Source organism: Actinomyces capricornis, assembly GCF_019974135.1.
Lineage (GTDB): Bacteria > Actinomycetota > Actinomycetes > Actinomycetales > Actinomycetaceae > Actinomyces > Actinomyces capricornis.
Genome location: NZ_AP025017.1, coordinates 2,294,537 through 2,309,160, shown reverse-complemented (window position 1 = coordinate 2,309,160; position 14,624 = coordinate 2,294,537). Strand labels below are relative to the sequence as shown.

Sequence of the window (14,624 nt, the reverse complement as noted above, 5' to 3'; positions counted from 1 at the left end):
GCCGGGGCGGCCAGGGCACTTACTGCCTGGTCGCCCCGGCCCCGCTCGGCTATCGGCCGATCATCGGCCGGCGGCGCCGCCCCGGCGCTACTCGGCCAGGCGGCGGACGGCCGAGGCCACGGCGTCGGCCACGCGGGTGTCGAAGGCGCCGGGGATGATGTAGACGGGGCTGAGCTCGTGGTCCTCGATGACCGAGGCGATGCCGGTGGCCGCCGTGCGCAGCAGCTCGGTGGTGATCTCGGTGATACCGGTGTCCAGCAGTCCCCGGAACAGGCCCGGGAAGGCCAGGACGTTGTTGATCTGGTTGGGGAAGTCCGAGCGCCCCGTGGCCACCACGGCGGCGTAGTCGGCGGCACCGATCGGGTCGACCTCGGGGGTCGGGTTGGCCATGGCGAAGACGATCGCATCGTCGTTCATGACCTTGAGGTCCTCGGGCGCCAGGAGGTTGCCCGAGGAGACCCCGATGAACACGTCGGCCCCCTCCAGGCCCTCCTTGAGGGATCCGGTGACCCGGCGGGGGTTGGTGTTCTCCGCCAGCCACTTGCGGTGCTCGTTCATGCCCTCGGTGTCCTGGGCCGACAGGGCGCCGTCGCGGCCGTAGCCGACGATGTCGGTGGCCCCGTGGGCCATGAGGAGCTTGGCGATGGCGTTGCCGGCGGCCCCCACGCCGGACAGGACGATGCGCACATCCTCGATCCGCTTGCCCACGATCTTCAGGGCGTTGATGAGCGCGGCCAGGGTTACCACGGCGGTGCCGTGCTGGTCGTCGTGGAAGACCGGGATGTCGAGCTCCTCGCGCAGACGCGCCTCGATGTCGAAGCACTTGGGGGCGGCGATGTCCTCCAGGTTGATGCCGCCATAGGCCGGGGCGATGGCCTTGACGATGGCGATGATCTCCTCGGGATCCTTGGTGTCCAGGGCCACCGGCCAGGCATCGACGTTGCCGAACTGCTTGAACAGCACCGCCTTGCCCTCCATGACGGGCATGGCGGCGGCGGGGCCGATATCCCCCATACCCAGCACGGCGGTGCCATCGGTGACCACCGCCACGGTGTTCTTCTTGATGGTCAGCATGCGGGCGCGCTCGGGGTGGTCGTAGATGGCCTTGCACACGCGGGCCACTCCCGGGGTGTAGACCCGGGCCAGGTCACGGCGGTTGTGGATCGGGTAGGTGCCCACCACCTCGATCTTGCCCCCGACGTGAGCCAGGAAGGTGGAGTCGCCGACATTGCGCACCACGACGCCCTCGATCTCCTCGAGCCTGGCCACCAGCTCGCCGCGGTGCTTGGAGTCCCGGGTATCGGCAGTCAGGTCGACGGTGAGGGTATCGCCTCCGGCCTCCGCGACATCGACACCCGTGACCACGGCGCCGGTGGCGGTGGCGGTGTCCACCAGGCTCGCCACTGCCCTCTGGGAGGCGGGCACTTCCAGGTGCAGGGCGACGGTGTAGCTGGGACTGGGCTGGACCATGGGTCACTTCCTCCGAGGGTTCTGGGGCGGATCACGCACATCGCGGACCTGCTGCGAGCCTATCCCGAGGCCATGCCGGGGGCGGGGGCGGATCGTCCCACGGGTCCCGGCATGCGAGACATGTCCATGAGACTTCACTCGCAGGGGCGGGCGCCGATCCTCTCGGCACCCGCCCCTGCGAAGATGACCGGCGCTCAGCCCTGGACCCGCTCCATGACGAGCTCGCGCACGCGCCTGGCGTCGGCCTGGCCCCTGGTGGCCTTCATGACGGCGCCCACGATCGCACCGGCGGCCTGGACCTTGCCGCCGCGGATCTTGTCGGCCACATCCGGGTTGGCGGCCAGCGCCTCATCGACGGCCGCCAGCAGGGCGCCGTCGTCGGAGACGACCTCCAGGCCCCGGGCGGTGGCGACCTGCTCGGGATCGCCCTCCCCCGCCAGGACCCCCTCGAGGACCTGGCGTGCCAGGGAGTCGGTCAGCCGGCCACTGTCCACCAGGGCCTGGAGCCCGGCGATCTGGGCCGGGGTGACCGGCAGGTCCTCCAGCGCGATCTCCTGGTCCTTGGCGGCGCGCGCCAGCTCCCCCATCCACCACTTGCGGGCGGCCTGGCCGGTGGTGCCCGCCTGCACCGTGGCCTCGATGAGCTCCAGGGCGCCGGCGTTGACCACATCGCGCATCTCGGTGTCGCTCAGCGACCACTGCGCCGCCAGGCGACGGCGCTTGGCCGCCGGCATCTCCGGCAGGGACTCGCGGATCTGCTCGACCCACTGGCGCGAGGGCGCCACCGGGACCAGGTCGGGCTCGGGGAAGTAGCGGTAGTCATCGGCGTCGGACTTCACCCGGCCGGGGCGGGTGGTGCCATCGGCCTGGCCGTGGCGGGTCTCCTGGAGGACCTGCCCGCCGTCGGCCAGGATGGCCGCCTGGCGGGAGATCTCGTAGCGGACCACCTGCTCGATACCGCGGAAGGTGTTGACGTTCTTGGTCTCGGTGCGCGTGCCCAGCGGGGCGTCGGGCGACTCACGCAGGGAGACGTTGACATCGGCGCGCACATTGCCCCGCTCCATGCGGGCCTCGGACACGCCCAGGGCCCGGAAGATGTCGCGCAGGGTGCGCACGTAGGCGGCGGCCACCTGCGGGGCGCGCGCACCGGCGCCCTCGATGGGGCGGGTGACGATCTCCACCAGGGGGACGCCGGCGCGGTTGTAGTCCACCAGGGAGTACTGGGCGCCCTCGATCCGCCCGTCATGACCGCCGACGTGGGTGTTCTTGCCCGCGTCCTCCTCCATATGCGCCCGCTCGATGGGGATGGTGAAGGGGGAGCCGTCCTCCAGCTCGATCTCCAGGGCGCCGTCGTAGGCGATGGGCTCATCGGACTGGGAGGTCTGGAAGTCCTTGGACAGGTCCGGGTAGAAGTAGTTCTTCCGGGCGAAGCGGCACGAGGAGGCGATCTGGCATCCCAGGGCCAGCCCGATGCGGATGGCGTACTCCACCCCCTGGGCGTTGACCTGGGGCAGGGCGCCGGGCAGCCCCACGGAGGTGGGGGTGACCATCGTGTTGGGCCGGGCGCCGAAGACATTGGGGGCGGCGTCGAACATCTTGGTGGCGGTGCCCAGCTCGACGTGCACCTCCAGTCCCAGCACCGGGTCGTAGCGGCGCACGGCCTCCTCGAAGTCCATCAGCTTCTCACTCATCGCTGCTCCTCCAGCTCTGCGGCGCGGGAGAGCAGCGGCGCCCCCCACTGCTCCTCCAGGGCCGCCTCCAGGACGGCGCCCACGCGGTACAGGCGATCATCGGCCCGCTGGGGGGCCAGGATCTGGAATCCGACGGGCAGGCCATCGCGGCTCAGGCCCGAAGGCAGGCTCATGGCGGGCACGCCCGCCAGGTTCGCCGGGATCGTGGTGACGTCCAGCTTGTACATCGCCAGGGGATCGTCCTTCTCCCCGAAGCGGTAGGCCGTCACCGGCGCCGTGGGCGAGACCAGGATGTCGAAGCGCTCCCAGGCGGCGGCGAAGTCGCGCTGGATGAGCGTGCGCACCTTCTGGGCACTGGCGTAGTAGGCGTCGTAGAAGCCGGCCGACAGCACGTGGGTGCCCAGGATGATGCGGCGCTTGACCTCATCGCCGAAGCCCGCCCCGCGGGTGGCCGCCATGACCGTCTCGGCGGTCACCGGCCCCGAGGCCGGCTCCACGCGCAGCCCGTAGCGCATGCCGTCGTAGCGGGCCAGGTTGGAGGAGGCCTCGGCGGGCATGATGAGGTAGTAGGCGTCCAGGGCGTACTCCAGGTGAGGCAGCGAGACCGCATCCACCCGGGCCCCGGCCCCCTGGAGCAGCTCGACCGCCGCATGGAAGGAGTCCACGACGCCGTCGTGGTAGCCCTGGCCGCCGTCGAGCTCGGAGATGACCCCCACGCGCAGCCCGGCCAGGTCCCGCCCCTCCTGGGCGGCGCGCACCACCGCGGCCATGCCGCGAGGCGCATCGGGCAGCGAGGTGGAGTCCAGCGGGTCGTGGGAGGCGATGACATCGTGCAGCAGGGCGGTGTCGAGCACCGTGCGCGCCATGGGGCCGGGCGTGTCCAGGGAGGAGGCCATGGCGATGACGCCGTAGCGCGAGACCGTGCCGTAGGTGGGCTTGACCCCCACCGTGCCGGTGACGGCCGCGGGCTGGCGGATGGAGCCGCCGGTGTCGGTGCCCACGGCCACGGGGGCCTCGAAGGCGCCCACGGCGGCGGCCGAGCCGCCCGAGGAGCCTCCGGGGATGCGATCGAGATCCCAGGGGTTGGCGGTGCGCTTGAAGGCGGAGTGCTCGGTGGAGCCGCCCATGGCGAACTCATCGAGGTTGGTCTTGCCCAGGATCGGCAGACCGGCGGCCCTGAGGTTGCGCACCAGGGTGGCGTCATAGGGGGGCACCCAGCCCTCGAGGATGCGGGAGGCCGCCGTGGTGGCCTGGCCCCGGGTGCAGATGAGGTCCTTGACGGCCACGGGCACACCGGTGAGCTCATCCACCGCTGAGCCCGAGCGCCGGGCGGCATCGGCGGCATCGGCGGCGGCCAGGGCCTTGTCGGCATCGACGTCGAGGAAGGCGCCCACGGCGCCGTCCACCGCCTCGATGCGCTCCAGGTGGGCGGTGGTCAGCTCCCGGGAGGAGACCTCGCCGGAGGCCAGGGCGGCCGCCTGCTGCGCGGCAGTGGCCCGGATCAGGCCCGCCGCGTCCGCGGGATGGGGCATGGCATCAGTCATCAGGCCTCGTCCTCCCCCAGGATCTGGGGCACGAGGAACATGGAGTCCTCGGCCGCCGGGGCGCCCGCGAGCAGCTCATCGACCTCCAGGGTGGGGCCGACGACGTCCTCTCGCAGGACATTGGTCAGGGGAACGGGATGCGAGGTGGCGGGCAGATCGGGCGTGACCACGCTGGAGACGCGGGCGAAGGAGGAGGCGACGGCGTCCAGCTCCCCGGCCAGGCGCGTCACCTCCTGCGGGCTCAGCGCCACGCGCGCCAGGGCCGCGACGCGGGCGACCTCGTCCTTGGAGATGGCTGACATGGGCGCGAGTGTAGATCACCGGCCCCGGTGGGTTGGAGACGACTCCCCATGTCGCCGCGAGCGCCCGCGGCGCATCATGGCGGCGCAGGCCGGACGGGAGCATCGGTGAATCCGCGCCGGCGCCCCACCGATCTGCGCCGACATCGCGCTGATATGCGCCGAGTGCATCTCACAGCCCCTCAGAGCGCCGAGATGCTTGACATCGCCTGCCGTGGCGGCTGTCATGGTCCGTGGAGATCCTCACCTCGGGTCCGCTCGGGGAGAGCAGGACGCGGATGCGCGCACGTGCCCACGCGAATAGAAGCAGGCTCCTTGCCGGTTGGGCCTGAGGCCCGGCCCCATAGGACGACGATGAGGTAGAGGACGGAAGTCATGAGCAGCGATGAGTTCCCGGCCGGCGGCCCCACGGGCGCCGACGCCGCGCCGGAAGAGCCGGGCAGCCGGGCCCCGCAGCGCACGGCCGTGCTGAGCACGCCCTACGGGCAGTCCACCGGCCTGCGCAGCACCGAACCCGCCTCGGCCCAGGAGGAGTCCCCCGCGCCCGGGCAGGCCCCGGACTGGGACCACTGGGACACCGCCCTGGACGAGAACGCTGCAGACCCCGACCCGGCCACCCCCCTCCGTCCCGCCCCCGGGGCCACGAGCATGTCGGCGGCCACCCCGCAGGAGGCGCCCCTGGACCCGGTGGATTCCGCAGGAGGCGCGGACTCCACGGCGCCCGAGGGTGCGCAGGCGAACCGCGCACCCGAGGACACAGAGGGCGCAGAGGAGGCTGCGGGCACCGCTGGCCATCCCGCTCGGAGCGAGCAGGCCACCACGGTGGTCCCCGCCGTCGTGGAGCCGGCCCCGCAGGACCAGGCGGCACCCGCCGCGCCGCGCTCCCGCATCCTGGACGGCCCCCTGCAGGAGGTCGGCGATGAGGCGGGTGCCGGTGACACGGATGACCTGGCCCCGCAGGACGCCGCGGCAGCCGAGGCGGTGGCCGGCGGTGCGCTCCTGGACGGCGAGCCGCAGAAGGACGAGGACGAGCCGCTCTACGACGCCGGGCCGCGCCGTCGCCGGTGGCCCGTCTGGGTGGCGGCGGCCTCCTTCCTGCTCCTGGCCGGCGTGGGTGCGGGCGGCTACGCCTACGCCTCCCACTACGCGGACCACGCCGTGCCGGGCACCACCGTGGCCGGCACGGATGTGGCCGGTCGGAGCCGCCAGGAGATCGTGGAGATCATCGAGAGCCGGGCGCAGGGCGCCACCGTGTCCATCTCCGGCGACGTTCAGGCCACGGCCTCCCTGGCCGACCTGGGCGCCACCGTGGATGCGCAGGCCACCGCCGATGCGGTGATGGCCCGTGGCGAGAGCGTCGTCAGCCGCTTCGAGGCGCTCCTGGGCGGGCAGAGCGTGCCGGTGGTGGTCTCCACCAACGAGCAGACCGCCGCCGACTACGCCGTCTCCCTCATCCCCTCCGACCAGGCCAAGGCCATCAATGCCACGGTGGTCCTGGGCGAGGACGGTCAGACCTTCTCCACCACCCCCGCCTCCTCGGGCACCTCCCTGGACTCGGGCGCCATCGCCACCGCGGCCAAGGAGGCGGCGGGCTCCCTGTCCCCCACCTCGGTGGCGGTCTCCTTCGGCGTCTCCGAGCCCGCCGTCTCCGACGCCGATGCCCAGAAGGTGGCCGACCAGGCCAACGCCTGGGTGTCCCAGGACGTGACCATCACCGTGCCCGCCACCTCGGACCAGGAGGAGGCCACCTACACGGCCGACGCCGCGGAGAAGGCCTCCTGGATCACGCTGACCACCTCGGTGGATGCCGCCCCCACCCTGTCCGTGGATTCGGGCAGGGTCAGCCAGTGGGTGAGCGCCCAGGCCGAGGAGGCCAATGTCGAGCCGATCAACGGCAAGCGCAATGTCACCACCAAGGGAACCGTGGTGGCCACCCCGCTGGAGGCCGAGGACGGGCGCACCGTGAGCAATGCCGAGACGGTCGCCACCGACATCGTCACCAACCTGGGCCAGGGCAGGGCCTATACCGGCTCCTTCGAGGCCACGGTGGTCAAGGCCACCTGGGATGAGCGCACCATCGCCGACGGCGCGGAGAAGCTGGTCTACCAGGCGGCGCCCGGTGAGAAGTGGATCGATGTCAACCTGGCCAACTACACGGTGACCGCCTACGAGGGCGCCACCGTGGTCTACGGCCCGGTGACCATGGTGGACGGCGCCAAGGAGACCCCCACCGTCACCGGCACCTACCAGGTCTACCTGCAATACCCCTCCCAGACCATGGAGGGGGACAATGTCGACGGCACCCGCTACCGCACCGAGGACGTGCCGTGGGTGACCTACTTCTACTCCGGCTACGCCTTCCACGGCGCTCCCTGGCGCTCGGACTTCGGCTACTCCGCCTCCCACGGCTGCGTCAACATGCCCTCCTCCGACGCCCAGTGGATCTACAACTGGGTCGAGATCGGCACCACCGTGGTCAGCCACTAGGAGCGCAGGCGCCGGACCCGCTCTCAGGGGGCCGCCCGGGGATGTCCCCGGGCGGCCCCCTGATCCGTCCCCGTCGCGCGGGTGGGCCCGGGAGTGCCTCAGTCCGACTGCCCACCGGCGGCGCCGGCATCAACCGCCGTGGGGCCGCCCTCCAGCAGGGCGGTGAAGCCCTCCTCATCGAGGATCGGCAGGCCCAGCTGGCGGGCCTTGGCCTCCTTGGAACCGGCCTTGTCCCCCACGACGACGTAGCTCGTCCTCTTCGACACGCTCCCGGCGGCCTTGCCCCCTCGGGAGATGATCGCCTCCTTGGCCTCATCGCGGGTGTAGCCCTCCAGGGAGCCGGTGACCACGATCGTCAGACCCTCCAGGGTGCGCTGCGCCCCGGGGGCGCCGGCCCCCGCAGCCGCGCCGCCACCGCCGTCACCAGGGGCGCCGGCGGGCGGGAAGGCCGCGGTGGGGCCGTCGTCGACCATGCGCACACCCGCGGCCTTCCAGCGCTGGAGGATCTCGCGGTGCCAGTCCACCTCGCGCCAGGCCACCCAGGAGGCGGCGATGGTGGGGCCCACGCCCTCGACCTGGGCGAGCTGGTCCTCGTCGGCCTGGCACAGGGCCTCCAGGGAGCCGAAGCGCTCGGCCAGGGCGCGGGCCGCCGTGGGCCCCACATGGCGCACGGACAGGGCCACGAGGATGCGCCACAGGGGCCGGTCCCTGGCCGCCCGGAGCTGGGCGAGCATCGCCGTGGTGCTCCGGGATGCCGCGGTGGGCCTCTTGACCCGGCCATCGGGGGCGTAGACCTGCTTGGTCCAGAAGAAGCGGCTCAGACGCCAGTCGCCGGTGGGGGTCCCGCGCCGGGTGACCGCGCGCCATACGAAGACCTCGCGCAGATCCTCCTCGGCCAGGTCGAACAGGCCCGCCTCGCCGTCGAGGACCGGCGGCTGCTCGAGGATCCCCGCGGCCCGGATCCGCTCGGCGACGGCATCGACCCTCTCGGAGACCGCCATCGCCTCCAGCTCCTGCGCCGGGATGGAGATGCTGCCGCGCTCGGTCTCCAGGCTGTGGCCCGCGGCCAGGGCGGCCAGGGCCTCCGTGCGCCCGGCGTCGGGCCGGGTCAGGGCGCTGGCGGCCTCATCACCCAGGCCCTCGATGTCCAGAGCCCCGCGCGCGCCGATATGGGCGATGCGCTCGGTCACCTGCGCGGGGCAGGAGCGCGTGTTGGGGCAGCGCACATCGACGTCGCCGTCCTTGGCCGGGGCCAGGCGGGTGCCGCAGGAGGGGCAGTGCTCGGGCATGACGAAGCCCCGCTCCGAGCCGTCCCTCGACTCGGGCACCGGCCCCAGGATCTCGGGGATGACATCACCGGCCTTGCGCACGATGACGGTGTCCCCGATGAGCACGCCCTTGCGGACCACCTCGGTGGCGTTGTGGAGGGTGGCCCGGGCCACCCGGGAGCCCGCCACCAGAACGGGCTCCATGATGCCGAAGGGGGTGACGCGGCCGGTGCGCCCCACCTGGACGTCGATGTCCAGCAGGCGGGTGCGCACCTCCTCGGGCGGGTACTTGTAGGCCGCCGCCCAGCGGGGCACGCGGGAGGTGGCGCCCAGCGCCCGCTGCACGGCACGGTCATCGATCTTGAAGACGATGCCGTCGATCTCGTGGAGCAGGTCGTGGCGGTGTGCGGCGTAGCGCTCGATGTAGGCCTCGCGCCCGGCGCGGCCCCGCACGACGGCGTTGTACGGGGAGACCGGAAGGCCCCAGGCCTGGAGGCGCTCATACCACTCGTGCTGCTGGGCGACAGGCCCCTGGCCGTCGTGGAGGATGACCGCCCCCACCCCATGGGCGATCATCGACAGGGGCCTGGAGGCCGTGATGGCCGGGTTCTTCTGGCGCAGGGAGCCGGCGGCGGCATTGCGGGGATTGGCGAAGACCTGGAGGAGGGGGGCCCCACTGGCCTCGCGCTCGACGTTCTGGCTGCGCCGGGCCTCGTTGAAGGCCTCGAACCCCTTGACCGGGAAGTAGACCTCCCCGCGGACCTCGAGCAGGCGGGGGTGGCCGGTCCCCGACAGGACGCGGGGAACATCGGCGATGGTGCGCACATTGCCGGTGACATCCTCGCCCGTGGTGCCGTCCCCACGGGTCGCTGCCCGCGTGAGGACGCCGTCCTCATAGGTCAGGGCCACCGCCAGGCCGTCGATCTTGACCTCAGCGGTCATGGCCAGATCCTCGTCGGGGATGCCGGTCTCGGCAACCATGCGCGCCGCCCATTCCTGGACCTCCTCGATGGAGAAGACATCCTGGAGGGAGTACATGCGCTCATGATGCGGGGCGGGGGCGAAGTCGGTGGTGGCCCGCCCGCCCACGCTCTGGGTGGGCGAGCCCGCCGCGGCCAGGGCCGGGTAGACGGACTCCAGCTCCTCCAGCTCGCGGTAGAGGCGGTCGTACTCGGCGTCGGACATGGGGCTCTGGGCGTCGAGGGCGTTGTAGTAGGCGTCGCGGGCGCCCTCGATGCTCAGGACCAGCTCGTTCCACCGGGCGCGCCGGTCGGCGGGGATGGCGGATAGCCCCCCAGCCCCCCCTGATCTCGAAGGAGCCGCGGGCGCCCCGGGGGCGGTCTCATGAGGACTGGCGGTGTGCATGGGGCACATCATCCCCTACCCGGCCCAGCGTCCCGCTCAAGCAGCTGTGGGGCGGGGCGCATGTGGCCGGGCGATCCGCGGCCCGCGCACAGCCGGCCGGCGGCCCGGCCGGCGGCACCGCGGGCGTCCCGGCGCCTCGTCGCCCAGCCCGACCACCGCCGCCTCGCCTCCGTGTCCTCCACGGCCTCCGCGACCTCCGCGGCCGGTGTTCGCGCCATCATGCGCGAGGTCCGGAGGCAGCAGCGGTGGATAACCCGTCACAGCGGTGCGCTGTCCACAGGGCCGGCGCCTGAGGAGGACAGCCGCGAGCGCCGGGGCCACCCTCGGCCCATGAGCATCGCACTCCTCCCAGGCCCCCGGGAGCGCGCCACCGGTGAAGGCCGTCTCCTGCGACTTCCGCGCCTCCTGTGGGGCAGGGCTGCCGGCGCCTCGGCCGCCCCTGCCCACCGGCAGGCGGCCGGGCCGGGCCGAGCAGCCGAGCAGGCCGAGCAGTCCGAGCGGGCGGCCCAGGCGGAGCTGGCCGCGCAGGCCGCTGGCGCCGCCCTGGCCTCGCGCTGGCATCTGGCGGTCCTGGAGGGGCCCGACGCCGGCCTGGTGCTGCCTGCAGGGGGCGCCCGAGGCATCGGGCGCGATGGGGTGCTCACCGATCCCCTCATCTCGCGCCGCCACCTGCGCACCCGCGAGCGCGACCGGTGGCTGCTGGTGCGCGACGCCGGCTCGGCCAACGGCACCCGCAGACGGGTGGGGCCGCTGTGGCTGAGGCTGCGCGGGGAGGCACGGCTGGGTGAGGGCGCCCAACTGCGGATGGGCGGGACCCTGGTGGAGCTGCGCCGTCGGCCCCTGGATCTGGCGGTCCCCGCGCCGCCCGCTCCGCAGTCGGCCGCCTGGATGCTCACGGCGAGCCTGCTGTGCGTGGCGGTCATGGTGGTCCTGGGGATTGTCGCCATGCGCACGGGCAGCCGGGGCGCGATGGGCCTGGTGATGCTGGCCCCCATGGTGCTCATGGCCCTCATGCGCCTCATCCCCCTGCTCCAGGCCAGGGGCTCTGCCGGCGGGCAGGGGCGCGAGGCCCGGCGGGCCCGGCGCCAGGGGCTTGGCCGGCCGGGCTGGCGCTCGGGCAGGCCCGACCCGCCCACCATGCTCCTGGCCCTGGCCGCCCGCGCCCCCTGCCTGGTCGTGACTGACGGCCGGCGGGTCGAGGGGATGACCGGGGGCCCTGAGGAGGAGGCCTCCGGCTCCGGCGCCTCCCGGGGCAGGGGCTCCCAGGGGCCCCAGGACGCGCTGCGGGCGTGGACCGACGGGGCCGGGCGCCGTCGGGTCCTCTCGCTGCGCGATGGGGACTGCCTGGCGCTCAGCGGCCCGGCGGCCCACGACACGATGGCCTGGTGGTGCGCCCAGGTCCTGGCGCGGGCCTGTGCCCGCATCCGCCTGAGGCCGGGCGGGGTGGAGCTCCTCTGGGGGCCGCCATCGCGGGAGTGCTCGGCGAGCCTGCTGGTATGCCATGGCGACCGGGTGCCGGCAACGGCGCTGAGCGTGCTGCGCGCACCCGTGGAGGCCCCCTCCTGCACTCCGGTGTGGTGGCGGGCCGTCTGCCGCCTCCAGGGCCTCACCGACGAGTCCGCGGGCGGGACCGGTGGGGCGGGGCGCGTGCCCCGGGAGGTGCTCCTGAGCCAGGTGGTCGAGGAGCTGGAGGCGCTCGACAGCGGGGAGCTGGCCGAGCGCTGGTCGGCCTCCGGGCACTCGCCGTCGAGCGGCCCCTCCCGGACCGGTGGTCAGGCGAGCGGCGCCGGGCCCGGCAGGGGCGGGCAGGGCGCCGCAGGTCCGAGTGGAGCCGAAGCGGGCAGCGCGGCGCGGTTGGAGGCCGTCCTGGGGGTGGGGGCCCACGGCCCGGTCCGTGCGGATCTGGTGAGGCACGGCCCCCACGCCCTGCTGGCGGGCACCACCGGCTCGGGCAAGTCCGAGCTGCTGGTGGCCTGGCTGCTCCAGCTGGCCCTGGGCACTCCGCCCAGCCGGCTGACCCTGGTCCTGGTGGACTACAAGGGCGGCGCCGCCTTCGGTGCTCTGGAGCGCCTGCCCCACACCGCCGGTGTGCTGACAGATCTCGATCCCGCCGGCACCCGGCGCGCCCTGAGCTCGCTGGAGGCCGAGGTGCGCCGTCGTGAGCGGCTCCTGGCCCGTCACGGTGTCAAGGACATCGCGGGCCTGCCGGCGCAGGTGGTGGTGCCGCGCCTGGTGGTGGCGGTCGATGAGTTCGCGGCGATGGCCGCGGAGCACGCGGAGGTTCTCGGCTCCCTGGTGCGCGTGGCCGCGCAGGGCCGCAGCCTGGGCATCCACCTCATCCTGTCCACGCAGCGGCCCCAGGGGGCGGTCTCCCCCGCGGTGCGGGCCAACACGCCCCTGCGAGTGTGCCTGAGGGTCCTGGATGCGGGCGACTCGCGCGATGTGCTGGGGCACGACGGCGCCGCCCGGCTGCCCCCGCATGCGGGGCGGGTCCTGGTCGAGGGCGCGCAGGCACCCGGCGCGTCCAGGCGGCCGGCGGAGGGGCTGTCGGGGCGGCCGGCGGGGTCGGAGGCGGAGCGCTGGTCGCCGTGGGCTGAGGCACTGGGGGGCGGGGGCCGGCCGGTCCCGGGCGTGCTCCAGGCTCCCTGGTGCGGCCCGCCGGAGCGGCTGGCCGCCCTGGTGGACCGGATCGCCGAGGCCGCGGCGGGCGGCCCGGAGCCGTGGCGGCCCTGGGCGCCTCCGCTGCCGGAGCGGGTGGAGGCCGACCGGGCCCAGGCGATGGTGGAGGCCTCAGGCGGTCCGGGCACGGCCCTGCACCCGGGCTCATCCGCAGGGCCCGTGGCTCCCGGGGCCGACGCCGGAGGCGGTGAGCGGTGCGGCGGGCAGTGCGGCGGGCACAGCCATGACCGGGGCGGTGAGTCCCTCGACCCCCAGGCCGCTGGGCCGGGCGCGGCTCATGACCGTCTCCTCCCGGCCCAGGGGGTCGTGGTGGCCCTGACCGACCTGCCCGAGGAGCAGCGCCTGGGGCTGTGGCGCTGGAGCCTCGATGCTCCCCTGCTGGTCCTGGGCGCCCCGGGCTCGGGGCGCAGCACCGCCCTGGCCTCCATCGCGGCGCAGGCCGCCGGCATCGGGGTGGGGGTGCACGTGTGCGGGCCGGCGGCGGGCCCGCTGCGCACCGCGATGCCCGGGGCCGGCGATGAGGGCACGGATCCAAGAGCCCGGGCGGAGGATCCGGCAGGCGCGCCGGGGACCGATCCGGTGGGCACCGTGGTGGGGCCCGAGGATCCGCGGCGCCTGGCCCGGCTGTGGTCCCTGGCGGCCAGCGGGGCCCTGTGCGGCAGCCTGCTGTGCCTCGACGACGTCGAAGCCCTCCTCCCGGCGGTCGACCAGGCCCTCGGTCCTGGGCAGGGGCACGCCCTGCTGGAGTCCGTGCTGCGCACCGCCGGCGCCACCGGCACCCGCCTGGTGCTCAGCGCGCCCCTGGCCGCCGCCAGTACCCGCTGGGCCGGCTCCATCGGGCTGCGCCTGGTGCTGGGGGCCTGCACGACGGCGCAGGCCTCACTGGCGGGGCTGCCCCACGGCACGGTCACCGGCGCCGGCGCGGGCCGCGGCGCCATCCTCCGGGCGGGATCGGCCACCGCCTGCCAGGTGGTCCTGCCCCCGCCGTGGCCCGACCCCGCCCATGTGCCTCCGCCCGGGTCGACGGTGCAGGGGCGGGGTGGGCAGGCCGGCGGGCGCGGGCCGGGGCCCATGCGCCTCAGGCCCCTGCCGCGCAGGCTGGGGGCTGGCGGCGCCCCGCCCGGGGCCTGGGCCGTGGGCGGTGACGAGGCCGGGCCGCTCATCCTGGAGCCGGGTCTGAGCGTCCTGGTGGTGGGGCCGCCGGGCTCCGGGCGCTCCACCGCCCTGGAGACCCTCAGGCGCGCCCTGGTGGAGCTCGGCCGGCCCGAGGCGCTCAGCGCGGTGGTGATCGGCACTCGGGCGAGCCGAATCGAGGCGATCGGGCCACGCCGAGGGCTCGCGCCGGCGCCCGGGGGCCGGGTGCCGGCGGAGAACGGGACCAGCGCGGGGCCCGGCCCGGCCCCGTCGCGCGGCGGGCAGGAAGTGCAGGCGGCCCTGCAGGAGGCCGGGCAGGGCGCGCTGCTCGTCGTCGACGACCTGGACCGCCGTGACCCCGGCGTCCAGGCCGCCGTGGAGGCCGCCCTGGACCGGGGCGCCACGGTCCTGGCCAGTGCCACGACGGAGCGGGCCGCGGCGACCTACCGGGGTGCACTGGCCCTGCTGCGCGAGCGGGGCGCCGTGGTGGTGCTGTGGCCCGGCCTGGGGCCGGCCGCCCAGGTCGCCGGGATGGGGCTGCGCGCGGTGATCGACCCCCAGGCCCTGACGCTGCCGGGGCGCGGGGCCCTGGTCCACCGCGGATCCTGCATGCCCATCCAGGTCGTGGCGCCCGACCCCGCTCCGCTGCCCTGATGCCCCTGCACGGGCCGGCCCGCACTGGCCCGC

At 74.4% G+C, this 14,624-nt stretch carries 7 protein-coding genes; 2 read left to right on the top strand and 5 right to left on the bottom strand.

Annotated features, from left to right (window positions below; translation table 11 throughout):
* Positions 1-87: 87 nt before the first annotated feature.
* The 4 genes from MANAM107_RS09445 to gatC all read right to left on the bottom strand — a co-directional run bounded on the left by MANAM107_RS09445 (position 88) and on the right by gatC (position 5,007).
* Complete coding sequence (locus tag MANAM107_RS09445; RefSeq protein WP_223907739.1) at positions 88-1,470, bottom strand: NAD-dependent malic enzyme; 1,383 nt, start codon at positions 1,468-1,470, stop codon at positions 88-90.
* A 194-nt stretch (positions 1,471-1,664) separates the two neighbouring features.
* Positions 1,665-3,161 carry an Asp-tRNA(Asn)/Glu-tRNA(Gln) amidotransferase subunit GatB gene (gene gatB, locus MANAM107_RS09440; protein WP_223907736.1) on the bottom strand — a complete coding sequence of 499 codons (1,497 nt, stop codon included), beginning with the start codon at positions 3,159-3,161 and terminating at the stop codon, positions 1,665-1,667.
* Positions 3,158-4,705: an Asp-tRNA(Asn)/Glu-tRNA(Gln) amidotransferase subunit GatA gene (gene gatA / locus MANAM107_RS09435; RefSeq protein ID WP_223907732.1), complete on the bottom strand. Its 1,548-nt coding sequence runs from the start codon at positions 4,703-4,705 to the stop codon at positions 3,158-3,160. The genes gatB and gatA overlap by 4 nt, the downstream gene beginning before the upstream one ends.
* Positions 4,705-5,007 (bottom strand): Asp-tRNA(Asn)/Glu-tRNA(Gln) amidotransferase subunit GatC, encoded by a 303-nt coding sequence (gene gatC, locus MANAM107_RS09430; RefSeq protein ID WP_179901134.1) that lies wholly within the window; start codon positions 5,005-5,007, stop codon positions 4,705-4,707. The genes gatA and gatC overlap by 1 nt, the downstream gene beginning before the upstream one ends.
* A gap of 372 nt (positions 5,008-5,379) precedes the next feature.
* Between gatC and MANAM107_RS09425 the strand changes: the two genes are divergently transcribed.
* The gene (locus tag MANAM107_RS09425) at positions 5,380-7,491 is read left to right on the top strand and encodes a L,D-transpeptidase (protein WP_223907729.1); all 2,112 of its coding nucleotides are present in this window, start codon (positions 5,380-5,382) and stop codon (positions 7,489-7,491) included.
* A gap of 98 nt (positions 7,492-7,589) precedes the next feature.
* Here the strand turns inward: MANAM107_RS09425 and ligA are convergent, their stop codons facing one another.
* Positions 7,590-10,124: an NAD-dependent DNA ligase LigA gene (gene ligA / locus MANAM107_RS09420; protein WP_223907726.1), complete on the bottom strand. Its 2,535-nt coding sequence runs from the start codon at positions 10,122-10,124 to the stop codon at positions 7,590-7,592.
* A 330-nt stretch (positions 10,125-10,454) separates the two neighbouring features.
* On the opposite strand from ligA, the gene MANAM107_RS09415 reads away from it, so the two are divergent.
* Entirely contained in the window at positions 10,455-14,591 is a 4,137-nt protein-coding gene (locus tag MANAM107_RS09415; protein WP_223907723.1) for an FHA domain-containing protein, read from the top strand.
* The last annotated feature ends 33 nt before the right edge of the window (positions 14,592-14,624 follow it).